Raw genomic sequence first — 26,650 nt, forward strand, 5'->3', positions numbered from 1 at the left:
GCCTCATTGCTGACCGGCGCCGCATGCTCGGAGGCATGAACAGCAAAGTTGTCCTGATCACCGGTGCGAGCAGTGGGATCGGTGAGGCCACAGCCCGCCGACTCGCCGGCGCCGGCCATCGTGTCTTCCTCGGCGCTCGCCGCACCGACCGTCTCGCCACCATCAGTGCGGAGATCGGAGGCGAGTACCACGAGCTGGATGTGACGAGGCTCGAGAGCATGCGGGCTTTCGTCGCCGCTGCCCACGAGCGGTACGGGCGGGTCGACGTCCTGGTCAACAACGCGGGCGTGATGCCGTTGTCGCTGGTGCAGGACCTGAAGGTCGACGAGTGGAACCAGATGATCGACGTGAACCTGCGGGGTGTCCTGCACGGCATCGCCGCCGTCCTGCCGATCATGCGCGAGCAGCAAGCGGGTCACATCGTCAACATCTCATCGGTCTCCGGGCTGCGCGTCGACCCGACCGCCGCTGTCTACAGCGCGACCAAGTTCGCCGTTCGGGCCCTGTCCGAGGGGCTGCGTCAGGAGAGCCGCGATCTGCGGGTCACGGTGATCAACCCCGGCCTGACCGAGAGCGACCTGACCGGCGGTATCACCGACGAGGCCGTCCGGGACGCGGTACGCGACCAGATGAAGATCGCGATCCCGGCCTCGGCCATCGCCGACGCGATCAACTACGCCATCACGCAGCCACCCGAGGTCGACGTCAACGACCTTGTCATCCGACCGACGGCCCAAGGCTGAAATGCCGTTGACGGTTGCCAGGGCGTGACGTTTGCTCAGGGCGTGACGATCGAGCGCACCAATCCCCCGGCCCTGCACGCGACACCCGGCTATCACCACGTGAGCAAGGTGACCGCCGACCAACTGATCTTCCTCGCCGGCCAGTGCCCGCTGAAGGAGTCGGGCGACCTGGCCGACGGTGGACTCGAAGGCCAGACGGAGCAGGTGATCCAGAACATCCTGGTCGCCCTCGATTCGGCAGGCGCCGGGCCGGCTGACGTAGTACGGACCGTCATCTACGTCGCCAGCCCGGTCCGCGAGCAACTCAGCGCGGTCTGGACTCAGCTGAACGAGTCCCCTCTCGCCCCCGCCTTCACCTCGGCCAGCACCCTGCTCGGCGTCGCCCAACTCGGCTTCCCCGGCCAACTCGTCGAGGTCGACGTCACCGCTGCCCTGTAACCGGGTGGTTCGGCTGGAGTAGCTGGTGAGGGTCGTAGTGGGTCTTCAGTTTGGCGAGTCGTTCGTAGGTGGGCGCGTCGAAGGCGGCGCGGATCTCACCCTGGTCGAACGAGGCGAAGCTGAAGTTGAGGAACCGGCCGATCACGTGGTCGGACCAGGGCTCGAGGATCCGTCGGTGGAGGGCGGTCACATCGCCCTTGCCGGGTGACAGGACGGTCAATCAGTACGCCGCGGGCGGTGGCTGACGGCGTTCGGAACGGCGGGCGGGGAGGTGGCGTGGGTGGTGCGGTTGAGCGCGGAGGCGCCGGCGCTGCTGATCCAGTACGTCGCGGGGATCGCCGCGCTCGGTGCGGAGTACACACTGGAGGCGTCGCCGGAGGCAGCCGACCTGATTCGCAACGTCGGCCTCAGCCTCGCCCGAACTGCGTCCGACGCCGAGTAGCCATCTGTCCCCCACCCCGAAACGGCAGCTGTGAACCACGTCCTGATTACCGGAGCGAGCGGCTTCGTCGGCTCCCGCCTTGCCCGGCACCTCTCCGCCACCCACAAGGTCGTCACTCTGTCCCGCGGGCGAACGACCGGCCCCGGGACGGCTGTCCAAGGGGACATCGGGTCCGAGGCCGACCTCGCGCAACTCGATGCGTATCAGCTCGACGCGGTGGTTCACCTCGCCGCGGAGACCGGCGGGACGACCGAGGAGGCCGGCCTCGCCGTGAACGTCCTCGGCACCCGACGGCTGCTGCGGTATCTCGCGGATCGCGGGGTACGGCGGTTCGTGGTCGCGAGCTCGATCGCGGCGACTGGTTGCCTGTCGCCCGAGTTCCTGCCGCGGCGGCTCCCGATCCCCGCCGACCACCCGTGCGATGCGCGTGATGCGTACGGGCTGTCGAAGGCGCTGATGGAGGAGGTCTGCGCGTACTTCCAGCGCCTCGATCCCGAGCTCGCCATGACGGTCCTCCGGCTCGGCGTCGTCGTACCGGAGAGCACTGCACCGGTGGCTCCCGAGTCGCTCGGCGGAATCGACCTGCCGTTCACGAGTCTTGCCACGGTCGCGGTGCAGGACGTGGTCTCGATCATCGCGCGGGCGCTCGAGTTCGAGCCCGGGTTCCACCGGTTCAACGCCGTCGCGCCGTGGCTGCCGGCTCCCCTGTCGGTGCGGGACGCGCTCGCCGCGACACTGGGAGCCCGGGGCAATGACCTCGATCTTTCGGGGTATGAGGAGGGCGGGCCGACTTCGTTCTACGAGACGGCGGAGCTGGTCCGGGCGACGGGATACCCGCGGGTCGACGTACGCAGTACGACTCCTGCTTGAGTGGTGAGACAGAATCCGGCAACAGACGGCGAGGACAGCGGATGAACTCGGAGCAGCCGGACCGCGAGCGCCTGGCCGAGCGGTTGCAGGAGGACTGGGAGGCGCTGCGCAGCGTGGGCGACCTCTTCACCGGTACTGCGCTCGGCTACAGCGCTGAGCAGCTCCGGCCGGGCAGCGGGTGGCCCGAGGATCTCCAGGACACGCCGATCATCCTCGCCATCGACGGCCCCAGTATTGCCCTCACCGTGGCGGCCCGTACTGCGCGGGACCTGGCGCTGGTGCTCACGGACGAGCCGGACCTGGTGCGCGAAGTACTGAATAAGGCAGGGCGCCCGGAGGTGCCGGTCTCTCCTGACCCCGAGGCGATCGTCGACTTGGTGATGTCGACCGAACGGCCGAAGCGGTGGATCGGTCTCGGCTCCGCGGACCACCTGACCCAGGTGGTCGACTCGGACCTCGTCGGACGGCTGCGGGTGACCCAACTGCAGGTGCCGAGCGGAGCTGCCCCGATACTGGCGGCCGCGGCGGCCGGTCGCCTGGCGCTCGACCTGGTCAGCGCCAACCCGGCCGACGGGGAGTCCGGGCCCGCTGTCGCGATCGCGGCGGCGCTGCTGCTGCCGTTCGTGGACTTCCACCAGGTGAATGTGGGGGTCGACGAATCCGGTCGCTTCCAGCTGCAGCACGACGGTTTCCAGCTCTGGTGGGGCATCACCAAGGAGCCAGGCGCCCTTCAGGCGTGGGTTGACCGAGCCATTTCCTGAGTCGCCGTGCCATCAGCATTGGAGTTCGGCCCGGTCATGCGGTGATCCGGTCATGCGGTGATGAGGCCGATGCCCAGGGTCAGGACGCCCGCGGCCAGGGAGAGCGCGCCGGCGTACAGGACCCAGATGAACTGGTTGGGCTTGGTGCGGTCCTTGCCGGCGGACGACGCGAAGAACCCGCCGGACATCACGATCGCCGCGACCGGGATGCCCAGCCGGCCGACCCACAGCCAGAATCCGTCCAGGCTGGTCGAGTCCACGTAGAGCAGACCGACCAGGCTGAGGATGACCAGCACGCCGGCGTGCCCGTGACCGGCCCGGGCGAACGACTTCTGGAAGTCGGTCATCGGCACGTCACCGCGGACGATCTTCGTCAGGAACCAGCCACCGAACTGGATCGTGACGATGGTGAGCAGGATTGCCCCGGCGATGTTCCGGGAGGCTTCGCTCAGTTCCATGGTTGTTGCTCCTTCAGTACTGGTTTAATGCAGCTGCCTGGGATTGGTGGTTGTTCAGTGGTTGACGAGTTCGGGCTGCGGCTTCTGGCGGACCGCGCCGAGCAGCCGGCGCGTCGGCGTGCTGTCGGCTGAACGGGCCGCCCACAACACCACCGCGATGTAGAGCAGCTGCTCGGGGATCCGCTGCCACAGCGGAGTCGCCGCCTCGCCGTTGGCGAACGAGATGTCCGCGACAGCCTCATAGATGTTCGCCGGGAGCAACGTGACGAACAGTGCCGCAAGCCCCAGCCCGGCCGCCCACCTCGTTGCCGTCAGCACCAGTCCGAGCGCCCCGAGCAGTTCCAGTACTCCGGTCAGGTAGACCAGCGCGTCCGCGAACGGCAGGAACGGCGGCACGATCCGGACCATGTCCGCGTGGTTCGGCATCACCGTGACCGAGGCAGGAACGAAGTGCGCGCTCGCGGTGAGCAGCAGCATCACCGCCATTCCGTGCGCGGCACTGACCGGCCAACTGGCGAACCTCCGGACCCCGAGCGCGCCCAGCGCCCGGAACACCAGCGTCGCCAGCACCAGTACGACATCGACGATCATCGGCTTCCTCCTGTCATGGATAGTCGCACTATCCGTAATGGATACTGCTACTATCCATCAGGAGACGAGGAAAGGCAAGGGAGATATGCGGATCGCTGAGTTGAGCCGGGTTTCCGGGGTGCCGGTGCCGACGATCAAGTACTACCTGCGCGAGGGCCTGCTCCCCGCCGGCGAGCTGACCAGCCCGAACCAGGCGGACTACGGCGACCAGCACCTGCACCGGCTCCGGCTGATCCGGGCGCTGGTGGACCTAGGCCAGGTGCCTGTCGCTGGGGTGAAGCGGATCATCGAGGCCCTCGACTCCGACTCCCTGTCCCTGCACGACCAGATCGGCCGCGCCCACCGGGCGATCACCCCGCAACCGCAGCTCACCGCGAGCACCGAAATCCGCGCCGAGGCCGCAGCCCAGGTCGACGAACTGATCAGGTCCCGCGGCTGGACGGTCGACCCCGACGCCCCCGCCCTCACCACCCTGATCGAGACGGTTGCGGCCTTCCGCACCCTCGACCAGGACCACCTGGCCGGCTTCCTCGACTCCTACGCCGACGCCGTCGAGAAGTTCACCGAACTAGAGGTAGCCGCCGTGACCTCCCGCGCCGACCGAACCACCCCCGACCAGATCGCCGAGTCCGTAGTCATAGGCACCATCCTCGGCGAAACCCTCATCTCCACCCTCCGCCTCCTAGCCCAAGAATCCATCTCAGCCCAAAGGTGGAAGGTCGACTGACCAAGCAAGGTCAGGAGTCGTGAGCCATATCCACGAAGCGGGAGTAGTGCCCCTGGAAGGCCACGACCACGTCGGCAGTGGGCCCGTTCCGGTGCTTGGCAACAATGAAGTCGGCCTCGCCGGGGCGGGTGGACTCCCGTTCGTACGCATCCTCGCGGTGCAGCAGGATGACGACGTCCGCGTCCTGCTCGAGCGAGTTGTGCGTCGCGATGCCTTCAGCGACGAAGTTGTGGGTGCCCATCACTGTCGCGTCGTAGACCTCCTGCTCACCGAGACTCTCGATCGAGGTGATGGTGTCCCAGAAGATGTCATTGGTGGCGAGCACCTCGAGGTCCGCGTCGTCGAGCACGTCGGCAACCTTGGCAAGGCGCTGACGGCTGGGCGCGTGCTTCCACAGCGTGGACCCGGAGAATTGGGTGCCCATAGCGGCAGCAAACTCCCGATGCGTCACCTTGCGTTCGCTCAGCACCGCGCGCACCTGCGACCAGACTTCCTTCGGGATCGTGTCCAGGTTGGTGTTGGCACGCACCCCGCGGAGTGCCGTCGCCACCTCGACGACCTTCAACCCGCGCAGGCCATGGACGCCGATCTCGTCACAGAACCGCAGCTGGTTCTCCGCGCCGTAAATGTGAAGGTGGAACGAGTCGCGGTAGCCGGCCTTCTTCGCAACCTTGATCCGGCTGAAGATGTTGTAGCGGAGCAGAAGTCTCGCGAGATCATCGACCAGCCGACGGCTCGTAGAGGCGTAGTAGATCCGCCCCTGGCCGGTCTTGGCATCCCAGCGAACCGAACCGTCCGTCGCCCAGAGGTGCCGAATGAAGGCGCCGACCTGCTCTTTGGGAAGGCCGAACACACCTTCAGGGACGAACTTCTCGTGACTGCGGAGACCGAACAACCCCAGCGTGTCGAGCCAGGCTGCGATCGGGTTTCGCTTGCCTCGAGCCAGCCGGTACGGCGCGGGCAGCCGCAGGGTGGTCACGCGGGCGGCGGCGTACTCATCGCGGATCGCGGTGATGCCGAACCGGCGCTGCGCGGCCGAGGCGACCGCCGACAAGTTCTCCTCGTCGATGCTCGCGTAGCGGATCGGCTGGCGCTTCACGAATGAACCGTCGCCGAGCAGGTGTGCGAGCAGGGTGACCTCATCGTCGTCCCACGGCTTGAGGTTCAAGGGCGGCGGTACGTGACGGAGCGAGCCCAGTCGGGCACCCGGCATCAGCTCACCCAGCGGCTTCCACCCGTCGTACGTGAGGAAGGGATGATTCGCCGTTGCCTTGATCTCCCGTCCGGAGGCGAGCTTCAGGCGGAAGACCTCCTTCACGCCACTGGGGAAGACGTGCGTCATCGTGCGCGGCACCAGCTTCAGCCGGTCATCGAGCGACCAGACCGGGACATCCCGGGCGTCCGCCGCCAGCAGGTCACCGAGCGAGATCTCCGCGCCGGTGTCGGCCCTCATCAACCGGGTGTCCGCGGTCAGGCAGCCGGATTCGCGGAGGTCGGAGGCCATGGGGCGTTTGTCGGAGCGTTGTTCTGAGCCTCGGTTCAGCTGGCAGATCGCGATCACCGGGATCTCGAGCTCCTTGGCCAGCAGTTTGATCGAGCGGGAGAACTCGGAGACCTCCAACTGGCGGGACTCGACCTTCTTGCCCGAGGTCATCAGCTGCAGGTAGTCGATCACGATCATCTTCAGGTCGTGGCGCTGCTTGAGCCGCCGGGCCTTGGCGCGGATCTCCATCATGGTCAGGTTCGGCGAGTCGTCGATGAAGAGCGGCGCCTCGGACACCTCGCCCATCTTGCGCGCGAGCCGGGCCCAGTCCTCATCCGTCATCTTGCCGTTGCGCATGTGGTGCAGCGGCACCTTCGCCTCGGCCGAGAGCAGTCGCATGGTGATCTCGTTGCGGCTCATCTCCAGCGAGAAGATGCACGACGTCAACCCATGCCTGATCGAAGCCGACCGGGCAAAGTCCAGCCCCAGCGTGGAGTTGTGGGTCGGAATCATCGACTTGCCGGCCAGATACATGTGGTCGTCATTGGCCACCTCGACACACCGCACCGGCACGTTGTCGATCCGCTTGACCTGCTTGACCAGCCGATTGCCGATCCTGACGGTCGACGCGGGACGCCGCTCCTTGTGGGTGATCATCTTGCGCGACAGCTTGAAGACGTCGTCCACCGTGCTGAAGGTGAGGACATAGCCGATCGACGACTCGGGGGACCTACCGACCACCACGCGGGTCCGATGACCGCACTTGTAGCCGAGGCTGACGATCAGCTCATATACATCGAGCGCCAGCCGCTCGTTGGTCAGGGTGATCTGGCAACTACCGGTCGGGTTGACGGTGCCGTCCCTGTCGAGGAGGCCCGCGAGCAGTTCCCGACGCTGGGACTCCGATGCCCGCAGATACTCAGCGGGAATGTGCTTGTTCCCGAGCACACCGATCTTCCGCAGTACCGCCTGCACCGTGCCATGGTCAGCGTGGCACGACTGGCAGCGGACCCCGCCTGCGTACGAGTTCCCACAGTCCGGGCAGGTGGGAGCCGCCACGGGCGCCGAGACGAAGCGCGCCTTGCCTCCACAGCTCTGGCCGCACGTGCGAACCTCCTTCGTGCGCGGCAGGAAGGTCTCGCCACAGACCACGCACGTACGCCGGACTCGTTCCTCCCTCGGGAACTGCATCGAGTAGTTCAGGGAACTCTGGTAGCGGACAACCAGGCCGGTCGCCTCGACGAACATCGCGACCTCGGGGTCGGCAGAGGTGAAGCGCGCACTGGCGGAGTGCCCGTCCCCGAGCCAGACACCCAAGGCATACGGCGGCAGCGGGAGCTCGATCTGCGGCAAGGCGAGTGCGGTCGCGTTGTCGATCGAGTGGTTGACCCGCTTCTCGTTTCCGGGGCAGTGAAGAGTGTCGGCGATCTCGGCGGTGGTCCTGATCTCGGCGAACTGCGTCTGGTTCCGGTGCCGGTTGTAGGTCTTCTCGGCGGACCGCCGGGACTTGCGGGACGCGCGGGTCTCGGTCCGCCACTGGTGCTCGGCGTCCGCGATGAGGGTGCTGCCGTCGGAGAAGGTGAGTTCGTAGCAGGGGCGGTCGTGCATGACCTCGGTCGCGGCGACGACCTTCGTCGGCCGGCCGTCTGCGCCGATCAGGTCGTCGCCCACGGCGACGTCACCCATGGTCGTCCAACCGGTCGGCGTCGCCAGCGGAGTGTCGAGCGCCAGTGCTTTCCCCATCGCGGGGCGGGCCGCGATGATGATCATCTGGCCGGGGTGGAGGCCGTTGGTGAGTTCGTCGAGGTCGGTGAAGCCGGTGGGTACGCCGACCATCGCGTCGCCGCGAGAGTCGATCGCCTCGATCTCGTCGAGGGCGCCCTCCATGATGTCCTTCAGCGGCGCGTAGTCCTCGGTGGTGCGCTTCTCGGTGACCGAGTAGATCTCCGCCTGGGCCTGGTCGACGACGTCGTCGACCTCGCCCTCACCGGCGTAACCGATCTGGACGATCTTGGTGCCGGCCTCGACCAGGCGGCGCAGGATCGCCTTCTCCCGGACGATGTGCGCGTAGTACCCGGCGTTCGCCGCCAGCGGCACGGACGCGACCAGCGTGTGCACGTACGGCGCGCCGCCGATCCGGGCCATCTCGCCGCGCTTGGTCAGCTCGGCCGCGACGGTGATCGCGTCGGCCGGCTCACCGCGGGCGTAGAGGTCGGTGACCGCGTCGAAGACGATCTCGTGCGCCGGGCGGTAGAAGTCGGTGCCGCGCAACGTCTCGATGACGTCGGCGATCGCGTCCTTGCTGAGCATCATCGCGCCGAGCACGCACTGCTCGGCCGCCAGATCCTGCGGTGGGGTGCGGTCGAAGCCCATCTCCGGGTTGCGTTCCTCGTTCCCGCCGCCCTGACCCCCGCGGAACTCCGCAACGCTCACTCGTCCGACCTCCTCGTCCCACGCCCGAACCGCACCTGCCCCGCACCAGCCACCTCGAGCCGGCCCCGACCCCATCGGCCTGACTCGAACACCTGCTCGAATCCTAGCCAATCTCGCCGACACTTTCGCTGGCAGCATCCGCAGGCGGACTCGCCCCCGAGACTGCGGGCGGACGGTGTCAGTCACGCGACCGTACGCCCGTTGTCCCGAACCCCGGTAGCCGGTCGTCCACACCCCCTGTGGAAGAGCTGTGGGAAACCCCGCGAACGGGTGTGCACAGGTTGGGTATATCCCTGTGGATATCTGCTCGTAGAAGTCCACAACCCGGCTCCGACCTGCGGTTTTGTCTGCGCACAACTGTGGAGAAGAAAAAGATTCGATACCCACAGGTCCGGTTGTCTGTGCACAGGCGTGGCCAGGCACAATGAGGCCCATGCCCATTACCACCAGGTCGTCCGGGCGCCCCGCCGACAGGCCGTGGCCCGCCCTGGGGACAACTCCCGCGTGAGCGACCAGCAACCGGAGCCCGCCGAGCCTTCCGCCGAGCGACCTGCCGACCGTCCCACCGGCAGGGCGCAGGACCGCGAGATCCTCCGCCTGGCCGTGCCGGCGTTCTTCGCCCTCGTGTCCGAGCCCCTCATGCTGCTCGCCGACTCGGCAATCGTCGGACATCTCGGTACGCCGCAACTCGCCGCGCTCGGGGTCGCCGGGACGATCCTGCAGACGCTCGTCGGGATCTGCGTGTTCCTCGCGTATGGAACCACCTCCGCGGTGGCCCGGCGGATCGGCGCAGGCGATCACCGCGGAGCACTCTCGCAGGGCATCGACGGACTCTGGCTCGCCCTGCTGCTGGGCGTAATACTGGCTGTGGCCGGGCTCCTGTTCGCACCGGTGGCAGTCGGGGCGTTCGACCCGTCGCCGGACGTGGCGGACCACGCCGTGACGTACCTGCGAATCTCCTGCCTGGGCATCCCGTCGATGTTGCTCCTGCTGGCGGCGACCGGAGTACTGCGGGGGCTGCAGGACACCACGACGCCGATGGTGGTCGCGATCTCCGCCAACCTGGCGAACATCGGGCTCAACCTGATGCTGGTCTACGGGCTCGACCTGGACATCGCCGGCTCCGCCCTCGGTACTGCGCTGGCCCAGACGGCGGCCGGCGTCGCACTGGTCTGGGTGGTGGTTCGTGGAGCCCGCAGGGACGGCGCCAAGCTTCGCCCGGACCGGCCCGGCATCCTCTCCTCGGCCCACGCCGGCATCCCCCTGGTCATCCGCACACTGACCTTGCGGGTGGCGATCGTGCTCACCACGTACGTCGCGACCTCTCTCGGTACTACGTCCGTCGCGGCGCACCAGGTCGCCTTCACGCTCTGGTCGTTCCTCGCCCTGGCATTGGACGCGATCGCCATCGCCGCGCAGGCGTTGACCGGCCGCGCACTGGGCGCCGGGGACGTCGCCGGCACCCGGGCGATCACCCGGCGGATGATGTGGTGGGGCCTGGGCTCGGGGTTCGTCGGCGGGCTCGCGCTCTGGGGTCTGCGGGCTGTCTACGTTCCGTGGTTCACCTCCGACCAAGAGGTCCGGCACACGCTCGCCGCGATCCTGCTGGTAGCCGCACTCTGGCAGCCGGTCAACGGTGTCGTCTTCGTGCTGGACGGAGTACTGATCGGCGCGGGCGACGGGCGCTACCTGGCGCTGGCCGGGGTGATCGCGCTCGTACTGTTCGTGCCGATGGCGCTGAGCGTGCTGTGGTTCGACGGCGGCGTAGTGGCCCTCTGGTGGGCCTTCGGCGGCTACATGCTGCTGCGGCTGCTCACGCTGATGACCCGCGAACGCGGCGACGGCTGGCTGGTCACCGGCGCCACCCGCTGACTCCGCCGGCCTCGCACGCTGAGCCCGAGTTTCGACACCTGGACTCACCGCCCGGGGTTGAGCGGCTGACCTGGTTTTGCGGCATCGTGGGTGCCGCAACGGAAGGAGCCGCATGGCTGACACGGACGACGAGCAGACCGTCGAGCTCGGACCCGACCACCGCGGGAAGCGGGAGGACGAGCTCGCGCCGGGCGCGGAGGCAGCCGGCGAGGACCGCCGCGCCAAGGAGTGGGAGGCGGGTGGCGATCTGGACGGCCCCGCCCTCGCGGCCGGTACGTCGGACGACGAGGAGGCGGCCGAGGACCATGAGGCCGAGCAGCAACGCGTCCGCGAGGAGATCGAGCAGGACGCCCGCGAGGAACGCGAGCTCCAGGACGCGCGGTACCGGCAGGACGTGAACCGGGCCGACGCCGAGATCGCCGAGGCGATGCGGCTCGCCCACATCGCCGAGGGCAACCGCAACGACTACCGGGCCGAGGCGGGCGGTGAGCGACGACTCGCGCACAACGACGCGGCCCACTCCGCCCACCTACGAGCCGGAGCCGCCGGCCGGGACGACCCGCAGGCTGACGCCGATCGCGCCGAGGCCGACCGTTTCCAGGCGTCGTCGTACCGCCAGGACAGGCTCGCGAACTACGACGACGCGGTCGCGAGCTCGTACGGCGCCGAGGCCCGCGACCGGCGGAACGAGGCGGCCGAGGTACGCCGGCCCGAGCAACCGCCGGCGGCCGAGGCGGTCCGCAATCCCCCGCAGGCGCCGCCGCTGGCCCGTAAGAACCTCAAGCAGCAACGCCGCCGCAAGACCAAGGAACTCCGCGACTTCGGCCTCGGCGACTGAAGGATCCTCGCCTCAGCGGCTGGTCACGTTGCTGGTGGTGGCGGTAGACGGGCTGTCGGGGCTCAGGTTGGCGGCGCGGATGACGAGCAGGTTCGCGGCGACGACCACGACGAAGACGATGCCGAGGATTCGGTGGTCCAGGCTCCAGAGAGCCAGGCCGGCCAGTCCGAAGAAGGCGATCTTCATGATCGCGGTCACCAGCGGGCCGCCATGGTTCGCGGTCGGGGCAGCGAAGAGACCCCAGAGGACCGCCGCGACCACCGGCAGGCCGATCGCCAGGAGCAGGCGCACGACCGTGGTGTTGCCGGCCTGCCAACCCCACCAGGCGAAGATGCCGAGCCCGGCCAGCTCCACCGCGAAGGCCAGTCCCAGGTTGCTCCAGCGCCAGATCTCGTGCATGTCCCCACTCCTCCGATTTTCCGAGAGCGCCGCTCTCTCTTAGTGCCAGTGTGCGTGATCGGCCAGCCAAAAGCAAGAGCACTGCTCTCTGAAGTTGCCGCCGCTCCGCCCAGCCGGGATGATGCCGTGATGGAGACCCCGCGGCAGCGCCAGCACCGCCAGACGATGGCGGACATCCTCCGGATCGCGCACCAGCAACTCGCCACGGAGGGCAGCGCGGGTCTCTCGCTGCGCGCGATCGCTCGCGACCTGGGGTTGGTGTCGTCGGCGATCTACCGCTACGTGCCGAGCCGGGACGAGTTGCTCACGCTGTTGATCGAGGAGTCCTACACCGCGTTCGGCGACACTGTCGAGGCTGCGGAAGTCCGCTGCCGCCGCGAAGACCTGGGCCGCCGCTGGCTCACACTAGGCCGAGCCGTACGCCGCTGGGCGGTCGCGAACCCGGCAGAGTGGGCGCTGCTCTACGGCAGCCCGGTTCCTGGGTACCACGCGCCACCTGAGCGGACCACGGCCGCCGGAAGCCGGGTGCCGTTCCTCGTACTCCAGTTGCTGGCCGATGCCGACCTGCAGCCCGCGCCAGACGACCCGCCCATGACGGCCGCGCTTCACCGCGAGTTGGACCGGCTCCGCCCTGGTCTGCCGGGAGACCTCAAACCAGAGGTGCTGGCCCGCGGCTTGCTGGCGTTCTCGTCGCTCTGCGGACTGGTGAGCCTCGAACTCTTCGGCCAGTTCACCAACACAGTCACCCAGTTCCCGGCGCACCTGGACCACCAACTGACCCGCCTGGGCACCAGCCTTGGCCTCCCCGAGCCCACCTGACCTACGCGGCCGCCCGAGCACGCCGAACCTCCTTTACGGCGTACCGAAGTACAGGAGGTCAGATGCCGCGGAGGTTCGGCTGGCGCTGGTCGAAGAAGAGACCGGCGGGTGGCTCGTTGACCGGCAGCGGCGGGATCGGGTAGTCGCTGTGCTGGCCACGGCAGGCGGCGAACGGGCCGTCCGGGTCCAGCAGGGCCATCATGTGCGGGTCCGCGTGGTCGCGCCACCAGACTGACATGCCAGTGGCCGGGTCGAGTCGCAGGTGCTCCCAGGCGCGCCAGATGGAGTCGAGCCGGCTCAGCGCCTCGGCGTGCCGATACCACTCGGGGCACCAGACGAACTGCTGGCCGAGGCGACGGCAGTACAGGTAGACGAGCCGGTCCTCGACGAAGGCCGCGACGTGCGGGTAGAAGAGTTCCTGCTCACCATCCACGACGCTGCTCCTCGTTCTGCTCCCAGACCGGCGTCGGCGGTCCGGACGGCGCGGCCGGAGCCGGCGGGGCAGCCTGCGGCGAGCCGGCCGCGATCCAGGCGTTCGCACCGTGCGGGGCGATCGCCTGCGCGGAGGCGCCGGGGTCGTGGCGGGCGAAGGACGCCTTCACCGCGCCGGCGTCCGGGCGGACCATCCACGGCACGGTCTTGATCATCGTGGCCGGGATGCCGGACGGGAACACCACGGCCCGGCCGGGCGGCATCGAGGCGAGGTCCGAGACCTCCATGATGTGGTGCCGCTGGGTCTGCTTGCTGGTGCCGCGCTCGCCCTTGTTGTACGAGACCGAGTTCGAGGTGATGTCGTAGTCGCCAATCAGCTTGCTCAGCCGCTCGAGGAAGTTCGCGTCGGACACACCGCCGCCGTACACCCGGATGTTCGCGGCGGACCAGAGTTTCTCCATGCCGCGCTCGCCCCAGCACTCCACGCCCTGGGCCCAGGACTGCAGGATCGTCATCAGCACGATGCCGCGGGAGCCGAAGTGGCTGTACAGGTCCGGCAGGTCCTTCCAGCGGCAGACGTTCGCCGCCTCGTCCAGCACACCGACCAGCGGGCTCGGCATCCGGCCGCCCGGGCAGGTCTTGGCGTAGTCCTCGGCGGCCTCGACGACGGCCACCGTCAGCGCGGTGACCAGCGGGCCCGCAGTACCGGCGCCTTCCTTCGACAGGCTGAACAGCGTGCCGCCTTCGCGGACGAACTGGTGCGGGTTGAACTGCGGTCGGTTGTCGTTCGGGCCGGTCGGGATGACCCAGCGGGTGACCTTGCGGTTCACCAGGAACTGGGCGCTCTGCTGGGCGGTGCCGTAGACGCCGGCGCGCTGCTTGTCCGGCGCGTTGATGACGCCGGACAGCGCGTCCGCGGACAGTTGCAGGCCGGGCGTTGAGCGCAGGATCCGCTCCGGCTCGTCGTTGCGCTGGTCCGCGAGCCACGTGTAGACCTGCGTGATCGGGCGCTTCGCCACCGCTGCGGCGAGCAGCAGTCCGGCCAGGAGATCGGTGCCGGCGGCATCGAAGAAGGCGTCGGTGCGGGCGTTCTCGGAGCGCTGCGACGCGACGAAGTGCTCGGCCAACTGGCGGGCCTTCACCTCGTCGGTGACGTAGCTCAGCGGATTCCACCACCAGTTGGGCTGCTCGGCGCAGACTTCCTGCGGGTCGAACACCCAGACCGGCCCGTGCTGCGAACGCGGATCCCGGGTGGCGTCGACGATGTCGCGCTTGTTGGAGGTCGCGATCACCGCGCCCGGCGCGTCCAGGATCGCCGGTACCGCGCGGGAGGTGGTCTTACCGGTCCGGGGACCCCAGACGTCGACGTGCATGTCTTCCCAGGAACCGAAGACCTCGAGGTTGTCCCGGACGGTCCGGCCGATCAGTACTCCGGGGCCGGCGTGCCCGGCGCCGAGGCGGTTCGCGATCTGCTGCGCGCCCTCGCGGGTGAGCTTGTAGATCTCCTTGCGCTTCGACATCAGCTGGGCGGACTTGTCCACCCGGGAGCCCGCGCCTTGCATCCGGCGGACCAGGAAGAACCCGAGCACCACCAGACCGGCGATCACCGCCAGCTCGAGCAGCAGCATGCCGGTGGCGGCGCCGGACCAGCGCGCCGTGCCGTCGATCAGGTCGAGCAGGGCGTTCACCGGGTTGTTGGAGATCGGGCGGCTGTCGTTGATCGCCGCGGCGACCTTCAGCGACGACCAGATACCGCCGAGCACCAGGACGAACAGCCCGATGCCGATGAACACCAGCACCGACTCGACGGACAGCCCGCCCGGCCCAGTACTTCTCCTGCCCTGTGCCATCAGTGTCCTCCGTTCGGAGTCCGTGCGCTGGCTCCGGTGGTCAGGTGGGTGGATCGCAAGGCGGAGGAAGCGGGCGATGCTTTTCCATCGTTCGCTTTCGACAACGCCGCGAGGCGCCCGCCTGGGCGCCGGAGACAGCGTGCGGAGTTCGGACGGAGGACACTCACTCTTCAACTCCCGTTCGGGCTACTACCCTCGTGCTCGGGTCCGGTGGTGGCAGTTTGGTGGGGTCGTCGAAGGTGTACTCCTCGAGGACCTCCTCGGTGCCGTCCTCGGTGATCTCGACCTTCAGCGGGCGGCCGTCGGCGCCGGTCTTCCACAGCTTGTTGGTGTCGTTGATCTCGCGCTCGACCGAGGTCAGGCCGACGTGCACCGGGATGCCCGGGCGGCCACCGACCTTGACCAGGAAGTTGCCTCGCCCGGGAGGCGCGGCCTCCTCGCCGGTGGCGGGGTCCCAGGCGGGCGGGTCCTGCCAGCCGATGAGCATGTTCTGCTCCTCGTCGGACAGCGGCACCACGGCGGTCAGGTTCTCCATCTCGGCCCGCGGCAGACCGCCGCAGATGACCATGCCGGACCGCTCGACGAAACCCTTCGCCTTCATCCGGTCCTCGGGGTGCTCCAGGGCCAGCAGGTCGGACATGGTGTGCGAGATCATCGCCATCCCGACACCACGCTGACGGTTCAGCCGGGTCAGCGCGTCGACCCGATCGACCAGGCCGCGCCCGGCCCGCAGTACCCGCCAGAGCTCGTCGAGGATGACGAAGTAGTGCCGTCGTGGCTCCAGGCCGGCGTCCGCGAGCGCCTGCGCGACCGCGACCGCGCCGAACCCGTAGGACCAGCAGGCCAGCAGTACCGCGGCCTGCAGGTTGGTCTCGGAGTCGTCGATGTTGGACACGTCGAAGACGACCGGCCGGTCCATCGCCATCGGGTGGTCGGTCTGCTCGGAGAAGATCTCGCCGAGCCGCCCGCCACCGACCAGGCCGATCAGCGAGGCCTCGAGCCCTTCGGTCACCTGCCGGTAGCGGTCCATGCTGCCGCGGTCCAGGGCGACGTTGCGGACCCGGTCCGGCGCCTCCTGGACCACCTTCAGCAGGTCTCGCAGTACCGGCGTGCCCTCGTGGCGCTCGTCGAGCACCTTGAGAGCCTCGTCGATGATGGTCTCCTCGCGGTCCGACGGCGGCGCCGAGCGCATGATCGAGATCAGCGCGGACACCATCGTCTGGCGCCGGCCGTGTGCGTCCGCCTGGATCGCCTGCCGGGCGCTGCCGGTCAGCCGCAGGGCCGCCCTCCGGGACTCACCCGGGTCCAGCACGTTCAGGTGGCCACGGCCGCGGCCGAGCTCGATCACCTGGCCGCCGAGGGCCAGGATCAGGTCCTTGTAGTCCGGCTTGAGGTCGCCGAGCACGAGCGGCTGGATCCCGTACCCCGCGAGGCCGAGCGCCATCCGCCGGGTGATCGTCGACTTGCCCAGACCCGGCTTACCGAGCACGAACATCGACGGGTTCGAGATCAGCTTGGCCCGCATGAACCAGCTGATCGGGTCGCAGCACATGGTCGCGCCGGACAGGATGTTCCGGCCGATCGGTACGCCGACCATCGGGCTGCCGGTGCCCGCGGCGAACGGCCACATGCCGCACACCTGCACCGTCGTACCGCGCCACTCGGCCGGGGCCTGCAGATACGTCGAGTAGCCGCCGCCCATCCCGGGCCAGCCGCGGGGCATCGGGCGCTTGCCACCGCGCAGTGGGTCGACCGGCTTGTTCTTCTTGCTCACAGAGCCTCCCGACGGTTCACAGGGCTTCCCGGAGACCGGCCGGGACGGACAGGTGGCTCTGCACGACGATGCCCAGCGGCAGCCCGGCGACGAAGGCGGAGTCCTGGGACCCGTAGGCCGGCCGGAGCAGCACCCGGGCGGTGGCGCCCAGGTTGTCGATCGCGGCGACCATGTCGGGGAGTTGCTCGGCCGTCATGACCGTGCCGGTGACCACCATGCCGAAGTTGACCAGACCCGCGCCGCGAGCCTCCTCCTGCGCAGTACGGTCCGCCGCGCGCGCCTCGGCCATCGAGCGGGCCGACGGGCGAGCGGAGGCGGTCGCGCGGAACGAGGCGTTGCGCTTGTCGGCCTCGACCATCCGGGCCGCGGTCGCGGCGTCCAGCGGTCGGTAGAGCAGGGTGACGCGCTTGCGGTCGATGTCCGGGTGCGGACCGACCAGCTGGGACAGCACCGAGGAGAAGACCTCACCACGGGGAGCCTGAGTCATCTGCCAGGTGATGGACCACGCGCTGTCGTGCCGGTACTTGTCCCAGAACGCCTGGGCAGCGGCCGGTCCGGCATCGGTCCACTGCAGCTCGGGCGACATGCCCTGGCTCCGAGCCTCATCGATCAGTACTGCGGCCGCCGGGTCGTAGGCGATCCGCACGGTCTCGCAGAGCTCCTGCGCGGTGACCGGACGGGCCGCACCCGCGCCGGTGGAGTTCAGGCTCTGGGTCAGGGCCGGGAGGCGGGACGCGAGCTCGCGGCCCATGTCCTCTTCCTTGCGGCGCTTGCCGTTGCGGTCGGTGCCTTTGAACGTCAGAGCCACTCGGGCCGACACCAGCGCCGAGCCCTCGGGGTAGGTCTGGATCACCTCGGACAGCATCGCCCGGGCGATCGCCGGCGTGTCGTCCTGCATGTTGTGGGTGACCTCACGGCGGAGCCGGATGCCGGTGTCCGGCGCGGACTCCACCGTCACCGAGGCGGCGATGATGCCCGGCTCGTGACCGAGGGAGGCGAGCCACTGACCCCAGTGCGCCACCCAGACGTCCACCTGGTCCTCGTCGACCAGCGAGGCGCCGTCCGGCTCCGCGTTGATGATGACGGTGAAGTGCCGGGTGCTCGGGTAGTAGAGCAGCGCGAACGGCCGGCCGTACGAGTCCTTGAACTCGCTCAGCTGCGAGGCCGCGGCGAGCCCGGGCAGCTGGAACTTGCCCCACGCCGTACGTCCGAGCGGACCGGACCGATAGATGTTGTGCTTGGCCATCTTTGCTCGCTGCCATCCAATTCGCGTCGAGAGCCTCTGCAGGGTGGAGTGCCCGTGCTTGTCCTTGGTCATCAGCAACAGCAGGATCGCGCCGACGATCAGCAGCGAGATCAGCGCGCCCGGCAGACCGGCCGCCAGGGTGGCGATCATGGTCACCACGAGGCCGCCCATCATGATCCCGGTGCCGAGCGTGCCCAGACCGGCGATACCCGCGCTGGCGGGCGCCCGCCAGTTGCCGTAGGTCCTGGGGGCGCTTCGTACGCCGTCAGCCGCTGCCACTTGGTCCCTCATCCATCGAGTCGTTGTCGATCGTCTCGGCAGCGCCGGCCTGGGCCGCTTCCTTGGTCATGTCGACGCCCTTCTTGACCGCGGCGGCTGTCGCCACGACCGCGATGCCGACCGGTCCGGCCGCAGCACCCGCTCCTGCCGCCGCGCCACCGGCCGCCGCACCACCGCCGGCCGCGGCACCGCCACCGGCCGCCGCGCCACCACCAGCCGCCGCACCGCCACCGGCCGCCGCGCCACCACCTGCAGCACCGCCACCGGCGCCTGCACCACCGCCCGCACCGCCACTTGCACCACCGCCGGCTCCACTGGCGCCGCCACCGCCGCCGCCACCTCCGCCACCGCTGGGCTGGGGACTGGAGTTCTGCGAGCCGCTCGGGCTGGAACTCTGGGAGGACGACTTGCTGGCGCGGCCGACGTTGCGAGCACCGCTCGGCCCGTCACTCTCGCTGTCGGCGGACTGGGACACCTTGTCGGCGACCTTGTCCGCGCCGACCATCTTGGCTGCGAGCGCACCCGCTCCGGCCGAACCGGCGGTGGCGGCGACCATCGGTGTGACGAACCGCATCAGGGCCGGCAACGCGAAGAGGGCAAGCACCAGCATCGTCACGCCGGTGATCGAGTTCATGATCTGGTCGCTGTTGAAGGACAGCGGGCCTTCCTGCTTGCCCTCGCCGAAGGCGGCACCGGTCAGCTTGAGCGCGGTGCCGTAGATCAGGGCGGCCACCGGTTTGTAGAGGATGAAGGCGACCAGCCAGGAGATTATTCGCTTGAACCAGGCCTTGCCCATCTCGGTGTGGGTGGCCGCCGCCGCGATCGGCAGCACCCCCAGCAGCAGGATCAGCATCGCGGTGCGGACCACCATCAGGACGACCTGGAGCATCGAGGCGAGCAGCGTGATGATGCCGATCGTGATCATCAGGCCGATGCCGGCACCGCCGGTCGCGGACAAGCCCAGCAGGACCAGCATCGCGGCGCCGAAACCACTCGGGTCGACTTCGCCCGCGTTGCAGGTCAAACCCGCACCGGGAGTCCGATCCAGGCCGGTCAGCACGACGCAGCGGGAGAACTCGTCGCCGACCTCGATCAGCACCTGGGTGACCGCGATCGCCATCGTCGAGGCGACCGCCAGCGTGAGCAGCGAGCGGAGCAGGTCGCGGAGGTTGTCGCCGCGGTGCGACCAGGCCATCTGGGCGCCGGCCACGATCACGCCGATGGTCGCCGCGAAGACGGCGATCCACTGGGTGTGCTGCCAGATCCAGGCGACCGAGTTCGCGGCCGGCGCGCCGGTCGTCGCACTGCCGACCGCCTGCGTCGGGACGAAGACCCAGAACGTGCCGATCGCGGCCATCATGGCGCCGACGGCTTCGGACAACGCGGTGAGAATGGGATCGAAGATCAACTTGATCAGCGCCTCAACTGCAGGGGTCAGGGCATCGAGCAGGAAGTCCTTGATGCACTCGAGCCAGCCGTCGTCGCAGAGCAACGGGTTCATGTCAGCCCGCCTTCGGTGAGACGAATCGGAGGATGGCGGGCAGGGCGACGACGGCCAGCACCATCATCGTCACGCCGGTGAGGACGGAGATCGTCACGCCGTCCGCGCCCCGGGGGACGCCGATCAACTTGATCGCGGTGGCATAGATGAGCGCGGCAACCGGTTTGTAGAGAATGAATCCGGCCAGCCAGGACACGGCCCGCTTGAACCAGGTCATCCCGACCTCGGTGTTCGTCGCGGACGCGGTCAGCGGCAGGATGCCGACCAGCAGGATCAGCATGCCGTAGCGGATCACCATCAAGACCAGTTGGATGATCGACGTGATCACCAGCAGGATGCCGATCACGATCACCAGCATCAGGCCGAGGCCGTCGGTCTCCAGCGGATCGACCAACTGGTTGCCGACCCGTTCGGAGAACGAGGAACCGTTCAGCGCGGCATCGATGATCTCCTGGGAGAACCAGTCCGCGATCTCGATCAGGGTCGCGGCGAAGGCGACCCCCATCCCCGACACGACCACCATGGTGAGCAGGCTCCGGAGGATGTCACGGACCGGCTCACCGCGCTGGGAGACCGCCATCCGGATGCCGGCGATGATCACCGAGATGGTGGCGGCGATGACCAGGATCCAGAGCGTGTAGTGCTGGATGAAGGTGACGGCGTTGTTGTTCGCGACGTTCGGGGTGTCGATGTCGATCCAGAGCGTGCCGACGGTCTCCATGATCGCCTTGACCGCGGCCACCACGACCGACTTGATCGCGTCGAAGACGAACTTGAACAGGCTGCCGATGACGCCGTTCAGCGCCTCGCCGAGGTACTTGTGGACGCAGTCGTCCCAGTCCCAGGGCTTCCAGGAGCAACCGAGCGAGATCATCACGCGCCCCCGAACCGGACATACCCCTGCAGCGACTGCAGCACGTCCGGCGCCACTTCACCGTTGAAGCTGCCGTCGGGCTGCAGCACGACCTTCCAGTCGCCCTTCAGCCAGAGCAGCGTCATCGGCAGGGCGGCCACGCTCTGCGGGTCGATCTGCACCGCGATCGAGATGATCGCCTTGGTCGGCTCGTAGTCGATCACCTTGAACCCGGTGAACTGCGAGGTGTCGCCCTCGCTGCGGGGAGTGGGTGTCGACCTGACCTCGCGGAGCGCCCGGGTAAGACCGGCGCCCGGCGCGATCCGGGTCCGCAGTACTGCCTCGGTCAGGTGGGGGTTGCGGATCTGGCCCAGGGTCACCATCGCGGCCAGCACGGCGCCGGTCGGCGAATGGGCGAAGCAGTAGCGCACACCGTTGGCGTACGTCGCGGCCGGTCCGCCCTGCTCCTGCAGGGGGATCAGCATGTCGGTCTCGAACTGCCAGCTCACCGACGCCGGGGCGACCCGGGGGATGCTCTGGTTCGGCGACTTGCTCTTGCAGCCACCACGGCCGTTGTTGAGCGGCGGTGGAGTCGCGGTCGCGGTGGGCTCCCCCGGAGTGGCAGGAGGTTCAGTGGGCTCGTCCGTGGTCTCGTCGGTCGGCTCGACCACGCTCGGCGTGGCCGTCGGCTGCGTCGAGGGTGCGCCCCCGCCACGGCCGCCTAGGAGCAACCAGACCACCAGACAGACGACCACGGCGCCGATGACGATCGCCGACGCGACGAATCCGGTGCTCTCCCAGGGAGAGGTGGATTCCGCGTCGCCGGCGTCGTCATCGGAGGAGTCGCGACCACTGAACCAGGCCACCAGGGATCAGCTTTCGTCAGGACCGAGCGGGGCGGAGGTGCGGGGCCGGATCAATTGCCGACCAGCGCTTTGACGAACCCGGACGCGGTACCGATCACGATGCAGCCGGCCAGCACCCAGCCGAGGCGGGCTGCGTGCTCGCCACCTTCACCGCGACGCTGACCGATCGCCATCATCGCGCCCGCGATGATGACACCGAGGATGCAGATCGAGATGGAGATCGTGGTGACCCAGCTGACCACTGTGTCGACCTTGCTCTGCACGCCGTCCGGCAGCGGCTCGAGTGGGACCAGCAGGGGAATGAACTTTGCCAACATGAGCGATGAGGCCTTTCAGTATGGGGCGGGGTAGTCCGCGGGGTTTGACGCGCGAAGAGCGTAGATGGATTCAAGAACTTCGAAAACCTCGTCAGGGGTGTTCTCTGGCGTGGGATCCTCCCCCCTTCGCCACTCCTCGATCCACGGGATGTCCCAGACCCTGGGCACCCCACCGCCGACGATGTCGGCGAAGTCGTCCAGCACCCGGGGCAACCGGCCCGGCGCGTCCGCGATCAGCACCAGCCCCAGCACCGCGACCCCCTGGACCACGCCCGAAGCCCACTCGATCGCGGCCCGCTGCGCAGCCCGCAGCCCCGACCCGTGCGTCCTCGCCACGAGTACTACGGGCGTCGGCACGGGCGGCGGTGGGATCGGCCAGCGGTGACCGGCCGCGCGAGTCCCCGGCAGCAGCAGCGACATCGTCGTCTCGCCGGCGCCACCGTGCACCCCGACCCACCAGAGCGTGTCGGCCGCGGGGATGGCGAACTTCGGCAGCCGCTGGTCCTCGGCCGGTGCGGGCACTCCGTGCTGAGGCGCGGAAGGGCCCCGCGGGGTCATGTCGACCTGCGGCGGCACGGGGCCGGGAGGCGGTTGAGACGACCCTTGTCCCGACTGCTGCTGCCGAGTCCACGGGTTCTGCGGTTGCGTCATGGCCCCTCCTCTCGCGGCGTGTCACGGGCTGTCGCCCACAGTATTCTCTCGCTTCCCGGGTGTGCTGATGTGACCCATCCACAGGCGAGGATGTTTCTACCCCCTTGTCGGGGTCAGACGAGCCGACCGGCTCGCAGAGTGGTATGCCTTCGGGCGGCAGCATGTCTTCGGGCGGACGACATGCTAGTGCCCGGCGCTGGATGCTGTTCGAGTGATTGCGGCGCACTGGAACGAGAGGCTGACAACCCGATGACTGAGGGAGAGCTGTGGCGGGGATGAGGGGTGACCATGGCTGAGAAGGGCATCCCTTCGTGGCCCAAGGTCACGATCCGGCTGTACGACGACCACAACGCCGAGGTGAAGATCGCCGGCCGCAGTCATCCGGTGAACCACCACGATCCACGCCAGGCCGCGATCGCCCTCGTGGCCGACCGCGCGGGTCAGCTCGGCCGCCCGGTGAAGGCGACCGCGGTCGAGTCCGACGGATCTTCCTGGCCGCTGGTCATCCACCCCGACGGCCGGGTCGAGGCGATCGAGGCTGCACCCAAGTCGGACAAGCCGATCTGGCCGATCATCGCCGCCGCCGGCCTTGCCATCGTGCTCGTCGGTGGCACGGCCTTCTACCTGCTGATGCCGCGCGACAACAGCCCCAAGGATCCGAATCCCCCGGCTGCCAACAAGCTGCCCGAACTGCCCGCGCCGAAGGTCGTGCCCGACCAGTTCGTGGCCCGGCCGGCGCCGCCCGGCTGGTCGACGAACGCGGCCTGGACCGTCGACATCGCCGAGGACTCGACTCCGGTGGTGTCCCCGGACGGCAGCGAGGTCGCAGTACTGACGCAGGACAACAAGATCGCCGTCTTCGACAGCTCGGGCAAGGTGCTCTGGCAGGACAAGGTGCCGAAGAACGCGGACAACCCGGTCTACACCACCATCGACTCCAAGCCGGTGCTGGCGGTGACCACGCCGAAATCGTTGCTCTACTGGCCCGGTGACGGCATCGAGTCGACCGAGGTAGAACTGCCGGATGCCGCGCGGGTGCAGTTCTTCGGGACGTCCCCGCTGGTGCTGCTGAACGACGGCGACGCGGGTGCGAGTGTTGTCAGTGGCAAGGATCTGCACCCGGTGCAGAACCAGCCGCGACTGTCGACCATCCTGCTGGCCGAGGGCGACAAGACCTTGCTGGCAAGGTATGCGGGCCCGCTGTACTGGAGCCAGACCGGCAAGGACCTGGTCGAACTGCCGCTCAAGCCGCCGGCCGGTGCCAGCGGCATCAACCACATCGCGATGGCCAGCCCCGGGCGTGCGCTGGTGGTCTGGAACGTCGCGAAGTCGACCGACGTGATCCCGACAGTGAGCTCGACCGCGGACGGGTCGGTGGTCGCGACCTGCCCGAAGGTGGCGGCGCAGCAGCCGGACGACTGGAAGTGGCTGCCCGACCAGGGCGGCAAGGTCGCCGCCTGGGGTGAGTGCATGATCAACTTCACCAGCCGCAAGACCAGCCTGCTAACGGACTTCTCGCCGCAGTCGGTCACCCAGACGACGATCTACGGCACCCTCGATGGCAAGCCGGCCACGATCGTGCCGGGCGGCCGCGCGAACACACTGGCCGCGCCGACCGCCAGGCCGTGGGGCATCGTCGGCAACCACGCGATCGTCGTCCACGCCTCGGTCCTGTACGCCCTGGACAAGAAGTAGTCCGCGATGAAGACCTCGAACGCACTCCGCGTACGCCGGGCCCGGTTGGCCCGGTGGACGGCGGCGATGGCGGCAGCCGGCGCATTGGTGCTGACGCCGATCGCGGCGGTGGCCACCGGGCTGGACGACGACCCGGCGCCTTCCGGTTGGCCCTCGGTCGCCGAGCCGGCCGACTCCAACAGCACGGTGTCGGACCCGCGGCCGACGAACCCGCCGACTGTCGCCAAGCCCCCGGAGGGCGAGGCCTCCGACCCCACGGTGCTTTCCTGGCCGGGCCCGAAGCAGCAGTAGCCGACGGCAACCGGCTTGCGGGCGGCGGCATCCCCGTAAGGGGCCGGCGGCAACGAACGAAACGGCCCGCTCTCGAGAGAGCGGGCCGTTCGGTGTTCGGGTGAGGGTGCCGTCAGACGGCTACGACCTCGAGGCGGACGGTGGCCGCCACCTCCGGGTGGAGCTGGACCGACACCTGGTGCTTGCCGGTGGTCTTGATCGGCGAGCCGATCGAGATCGCCCGCTTCTCCACCAGCGGACCACCGGACGACTTGATCGCGCCGGCGATGTCCGCCGGGGTGACCGAGCCGAACAGGCGGCCGGTCTCGCCGGCCTTCACGTCCAGCTTGACGCCGAGCTGCTCGAGCTGGTTCTTGACCTCGCTCGCGTGCTCCTTGCCCTGGATCGCCCGGGCGTCACGCGCCCGCTTGATCGACTGGATCTGCTTCTCTGCTCCACGGGTCCAGCCGATGGCCAGACCACGCGGTACGAGGTAGTTGCGGCCGTAGCCGTCCTTGACCTCGACGATGTCGCCGGGGGCTCCGAGGCCCTCGACCTCCTGCGCCAGGATGAGCTTCATGTCTCAGACCTCCCTCAGCGAGCGGTGCTCGTGTAAGGCAGCAGAGCCACCTCGCGAGCGTTCTTGATAGCGGTGGCCACGTCGCGCTGGTGCTGCACGCAGTTGCCCGTCACCCGGCGCGCGCGGATCTTGCCGCGGTCGGAGATGAACTTGCGCAGCAGCGCGGTGTCCTTGTAATCGACGTACGTTGCCTTGTCCTTGCAGAAGCCGCAGACCTTCTTCTTCGGCTTCCGAATGATCTTGGCCATTGTGGTGCTCTCTTCCTACTACGAAAGCCCGGCTGGTGCCGGAATGGTCACTCGGATTGTTGTCCTGCTCAGCTCAGAACGGAGGCTCTTCCATCGAGCCGCCGCCACTCTGACCTGCCCAGGGGTCGTTCTGCGGAGCGGCCTGGCCGCCACCGCCGCCACCCTGCGGGGTCGCCCAGGGGTCGTTCGCCGGGGCGCCACCCTGGCCGCCACCACCGAAACCACCGCCACCCTGGTTGCCACCGCCACCACCGAAGCCGCCGCCACCTTCGCCGCCGGGGCCCGAGCGCATCGCCCGGGTCACCTTGGCGGTGGCGCTGCGCAGGCTGGGACCGACCTCGTCCACATCGATCTCGAAGACCGTGCGCTTGTTGCCCTCACGGTCGTCGTACGAGCGGGACTTGAGCCGGCCCTGCACGATCACGCGCATGCCGCGCTGCAGCGACTCGGCCACGTTCTCCGCGGCCTGCCGCCAGACGGAACAACTGAGGAACAGCGACTCGCCGTCCTTCCATTCGCCTGACTGCCGGTCGTAAGTCCGCGGGGTCGACGCGACGCGGAAGTTCGCGACGGCCGCACCGGACGGGGTGAACCGGAGTTCAGGGTCGTCGACAAGATTGCCGACCAGTGTGACGACGGTTTCGCCTGCCATTGCCGTTCCTCCTGCTATCGGGTGTGGCTGTGTCTACAGCTAATCAGTAACGGACGGCACCGACACTGAAGCTGCTGACGACCCCAGGGATCAGTGCTGGTCCGGCCGGATGACCTTGGTGCGGAGGATCGACTCGTTCAGCGTGAGCTGACGGTCGAGCTCCTTCACCACGGCCGGCTCGGCGGTCAGGTCGATGATGGCGTAAATGCCCTCGGCCTTCTTCTTCACGTCATAGGCCAGCTTGCGACGACCCCAGATGTCGAGCTTCTCGACCGTTCCACCTTCCTTGCGGACGATGTTCAGGTACTGGTCGAGCGAGGGCTCGACGGTGCGCTCTTCGGTCTCCGGGTCGAGGATCACCATGACTTCATAACGACGCATGCGCGAACTCCACCTCCTTCGGACTCAGGCGGCCACGGTCTTTCCGTGGCAGGAGGGCGATGCGGTGTGCCCCACGCCGACAATCGCCGTCGGCGTCAAGCAAGGAGCCCGGTCGAAGGACCGGGCAACACAAACAGAATACCAGCGGCCGGACGTGCTCTTGACCACTATCCACAGGTCT

Annotated in this window: 29 protein-coding genes; 11 read left to right on the plus strand and 18 right to left on the minus strand. The window is 68.5% G+C overall.

The annotated features are described in order from the left end of the window. Positions 1-35: 35 nt before the first annotated feature. Both ACFPJ1_RS05560 and ACFPJ1_RS05565 read left to right on the plus strand, forming a co-directional pair. On the plus strand, positions 36-743 hold the full coding sequence (locus ACFPJ1_RS05560) for an SDR family oxidoreductase (RefSeq protein ID WP_380101776.1): 708 nt from the start codon (positions 36-38) through the stop codon (positions 741-743). Between the two features lie 42 nt (positions 744-785). After that, positions 786-1,181 (plus strand): RidA family protein, encoded by a 396-nt coding sequence (locus ACFPJ1_RS05565; RefSeq protein ID WP_380101777.1) that lies wholly within the window; start codon positions 786-788, stop codon positions 1,179-1,181. Here ACFPJ1_RS05565 and ACFPJ1_RS05570 read toward each other — a convergent pair. Then, complete coding sequence (locus ACFPJ1_RS05570; protein ID WP_380101778.1) at positions 1,165-1,401, minus strand: BBE domain-containing protein; 237 nt, start codon at positions 1,399-1,401, stop codon at positions 1,165-1,167. The genes ACFPJ1_RS05565 and ACFPJ1_RS05570 overlap by 17 nt on opposite strands. 60 nt (positions 1,402-1,461) lie before the next feature. On the opposite strand from ACFPJ1_RS05570, the gene ACFPJ1_RS05575 reads away from it, so the two are divergent. The 3 genes from ACFPJ1_RS05575 to ACFPJ1_RS05585 are packed head-to-tail and all read left to right on the plus strand — an operon-like array spanning position 1,462 to position 3,254. After that, entirely contained in the window at positions 1,462-1,623 is a 162-nt protein-coding gene (locus ACFPJ1_RS05575) for a hypothetical protein (protein ID WP_380101779.1), read from the plus strand. Between the two features lie 30 nt (positions 1,624-1,653). Further along, positions 1,654-2,493 (plus strand): NAD-dependent epimerase/dehydratase family protein, encoded by an 840-nt coding sequence (locus ACFPJ1_RS05580; protein ID WP_380101780.1) that lies wholly within the window; start codon positions 1,654-1,656, stop codon positions 2,491-2,493. 41 nt (positions 2,494-2,534) lie between these two features. Continuing rightward, entirely contained in the window at positions 2,535-3,254 is a 720-nt protein-coding gene (locus ACFPJ1_RS05585) for a hypothetical protein (protein ID WP_380101781.1), read from the plus strand. Between the two features lie 50 nt (positions 3,255-3,304). Here the strand turns inward: ACFPJ1_RS05585 and ACFPJ1_RS05590 are convergent, their stop codons facing one another. Then, on the minus strand, positions 3,305-3,712 hold the full coding sequence (locus tag ACFPJ1_RS05590) for a hypothetical protein (protein ID WP_380101782.1): 408 nt from the start codon (positions 3,710-3,712) through the stop codon (positions 3,305-3,307). A gap of 54 nt (positions 3,713-3,766) precedes the next feature. Further along, a complete protein-coding gene (locus tag ACFPJ1_RS05595; RefSeq protein WP_380101783.1) occupies positions 3,767-4,303 on the minus strand; it encodes a DoxX family protein in 537 nt (178 codons plus the stop codon). 85 nt (positions 4,304-4,388) lie between these two features. On the opposite strand from ACFPJ1_RS05595, the gene ACFPJ1_RS05600 reads away from it, so the two are divergent. After that, positions 4,389-5,030: a MerR family transcriptional regulator gene (locus tag ACFPJ1_RS05600; RefSeq protein ID WP_380101784.1), complete on the plus strand. Its 642-nt coding sequence runs from the start codon at positions 4,389-4,391 to the stop codon at positions 5,028-5,030. Positions 5,031-5,040: 10 nt separating this feature from the next. Here ACFPJ1_RS05600 and ACFPJ1_RS05605 read toward each other — a convergent pair whose 3' ends face one another. Continuing rightward, positions 5,041-9,387, minus strand: a complete 4,347-nt coding sequence (locus ACFPJ1_RS05605; RefSeq protein ID WP_380101785.1) for a replicative DNA helicase — start codon at positions 9,385-9,387, stop codon at positions 5,041-5,043. 63 nt (positions 9,388-9,450) lie between these two features. Here ACFPJ1_RS05605 and ACFPJ1_RS05610 point away from each other — a divergent pair, with 63 nt between their 5' ends. Both ACFPJ1_RS05610 and ACFPJ1_RS05615 read left to right on the plus strand, forming a co-directional pair. Further along, positions 9,451-10,818, plus strand: a complete 1,368-nt coding sequence (locus ACFPJ1_RS05610; RefSeq protein ID WP_380101786.1) for an MATE family efflux transporter — start codon at positions 9,451-9,453, stop codon at positions 10,816-10,818. Positions 10,819-10,930: 112 nt separating this feature from the next. Continuing rightward, complete coding sequence (locus ACFPJ1_RS05615) at positions 10,931-11,656, plus strand: hypothetical protein (protein WP_380101787.1); 726 nt, start codon at positions 10,931-10,933, stop codon at positions 11,654-11,656. A gap of 12 nt (positions 11,657-11,668) precedes the next feature. Here the strand turns inward: ACFPJ1_RS05615 and ACFPJ1_RS05620 are convergent, their stop codons facing one another. Beyond that, positions 11,669-12,055 (minus strand): YrdB family protein, encoded by a 387-nt coding sequence (locus ACFPJ1_RS05620; protein WP_380101788.1) that lies wholly within the window; start codon positions 12,053-12,055, stop codon positions 11,669-11,671. Between the two features lie 129 nt (positions 12,056-12,184). On the opposite strand from ACFPJ1_RS05620, the gene ACFPJ1_RS05625 reads away from it, so the two are divergent. Further along, entirely contained in the window at positions 12,185-12,874 is a 690-nt protein-coding gene (locus ACFPJ1_RS05625; protein WP_380101789.1) for a TetR/AcrR family transcriptional regulator, read from the plus strand. 58 nt (positions 12,875-12,932) lie between these two features. Here ACFPJ1_RS05625 and ACFPJ1_RS05630 read toward each other — a convergent pair whose 3' ends face one another. The 9 genes from ACFPJ1_RS05630 to ACFPJ1_RS05670 all read right to left on the minus strand — a co-directional run bounded on the left by ACFPJ1_RS05630 (position 12,933) and on the right by ACFPJ1_RS05670 (position 22,643). Then, positions 12,933-13,307, minus strand: coding sequence for a DUF4913 domain-containing protein (locus tag ACFPJ1_RS05630; protein WP_132191759.1), 375 nt, complete (start codon positions 13,305-13,307; stop codon positions 12,933-12,935). Then, a complete protein-coding gene (locus ACFPJ1_RS05635) occupies positions 13,297-15,156 on the minus strand; it encodes a type IV secretory system conjugative DNA transfer family protein (RefSeq protein ID WP_380101790.1) in 1,860 nt (619 codons plus the stop codon). The genes ACFPJ1_RS05630 and ACFPJ1_RS05635 overlap by 11 nt, the downstream gene beginning before the upstream one ends. A gap of 163 nt (positions 15,157-15,319) precedes the next feature. After that, on the minus strand, positions 15,320-16,930 hold the full coding sequence (locus tag ACFPJ1_RS05640) for an ATP/GTP-binding protein (protein WP_132191761.1): 1,611 nt from the start codon (positions 16,928-16,930) through the stop codon (positions 15,320-15,322). A gap of 16 nt (positions 16,931-16,946) precedes the next feature. Beyond that, on the minus strand, positions 16,947-18,467 hold the full coding sequence (locus tag ACFPJ1_RS05645) for an SCO6880 family protein (RefSeq protein ID WP_241995374.1): 1,521 nt from the start codon (positions 18,465-18,467) through the stop codon (positions 16,947-16,949). Then, positions 18,442-19,956, minus strand: coding sequence for a type IV secretion system protein (locus ACFPJ1_RS05650; protein ID WP_380101791.1), 1,515 nt, complete (start codon positions 19,954-19,956; stop codon positions 18,442-18,444). Before ACFPJ1_RS05650 ends, ACFPJ1_RS05645 begins: the two co-directional genes overlap by 26 nt. A gap of 1 nt (position 19,957) precedes the next feature. After that, positions 19,958-20,830 carry a TrbL/VirB6 family protein gene (locus tag ACFPJ1_RS05655; RefSeq protein ID WP_380101792.1) on the minus strand — a complete coding sequence of 291 codons (873 nt, stop codon included), beginning with the start codon at positions 20,828-20,830 and terminating at the stop codon, positions 19,958-19,960. Next, complete coding sequence (locus ACFPJ1_RS05660; protein WP_380101793.1) at positions 20,830-21,675, minus strand: DUF8175 domain-containg protein; 846 nt, start codon at positions 21,673-21,675, stop codon at positions 20,830-20,832. Before ACFPJ1_RS05660 ends, ACFPJ1_RS05655 begins: the two co-directional genes overlap by 1 nt. Positions 21,676-21,725: 50 nt before the next feature. After that, a complete protein-coding gene (locus tag ACFPJ1_RS05665) occupies positions 21,726-21,992 on the minus strand; it encodes a TrbC/VirB2 family protein (RefSeq protein WP_132293364.1) in 267 nt (88 codons plus the stop codon). Positions 21,993-22,007: 15 nt separating this feature from the next. Beyond that, the gene (locus ACFPJ1_RS05670) at positions 22,008-22,643 is read right to left on the minus strand and encodes a DUF6668 family protein (protein ID WP_380101794.1); all 636 of its coding nucleotides are present in this window, start codon (positions 22,641-22,643) and stop codon (positions 22,008-22,010) included. A gap of 288 nt (positions 22,644-22,931) precedes the next feature. Between ACFPJ1_RS05670 and ACFPJ1_RS05675 the strand changes: the two genes are divergently transcribed. Both ACFPJ1_RS05675 and ACFPJ1_RS05680 read left to right on the plus strand, forming a co-directional pair. Beyond that, complete coding sequence (locus ACFPJ1_RS05675) at positions 22,932-24,338, plus strand: hypothetical protein (RefSeq protein WP_380101796.1); 1,407 nt, start codon at positions 22,932-22,934, stop codon at positions 24,336-24,338. Between the two features lie 6 nt (positions 24,339-24,344). Beyond that, a complete protein-coding gene (locus ACFPJ1_RS05680) occupies positions 24,345-24,629 on the plus strand; it encodes a hypothetical protein (protein ID WP_380101797.1) in 285 nt (94 codons plus the stop codon). A 112-nt stretch (positions 24,630-24,741) separates the two neighbouring features. On the opposite strand, the gene rplI is transcribed toward ACFPJ1_RS05680, so the two are convergent. The 4 genes from rplI to rpsF all read right to left on the minus strand — a co-directional run bounded on the left by rplI (position 24,742) and on the right by rpsF (position 26,469). Further along, positions 24,742-25,188 (minus strand): 50S ribosomal protein L9, encoded by a 447-nt coding sequence (gene rplI / locus ACFPJ1_RS05685; protein ID WP_380101798.1) that lies wholly within the window; start codon positions 25,186-25,188, stop codon positions 24,742-24,744. 14 nt (positions 25,189-25,202) lie between these two features. Continuing rightward, entirely contained in the window at positions 25,203-25,436 is a 234-nt protein-coding gene (gene rpsR, locus ACFPJ1_RS05690) for a 30S ribosomal protein S18 (protein WP_012924539.1), read from the minus strand. A gap of 73 nt (positions 25,437-25,509) precedes the next feature. Beyond that, complete coding sequence (locus tag ACFPJ1_RS05695) at positions 25,510-26,088, minus strand: single-stranded DNA-binding protein (protein WP_380101800.1); 579 nt, start codon at positions 26,086-26,088, stop codon at positions 25,510-25,512. Between the two features lie 90 nt (positions 26,089-26,178). Further along, complete coding sequence (rpsF, locus tag ACFPJ1_RS05700) at positions 26,179-26,469, minus strand: 30S ribosomal protein S6 (protein ID WP_132191772.1); 291 nt, start codon at positions 26,467-26,469, stop codon at positions 26,179-26,181. Positions 26,470-26,650: the final 181 nt, after the last annotated feature.

This window comes from Kribbella qitaiheensis (genome assembly GCF_042657745.1).
GTDB classification, from domain to species: Bacteria; Actinomycetota; Actinomycetes; order Propionibacteriales; family Kribbellaceae; genus Kribbella; species Kribbella qitaiheensis.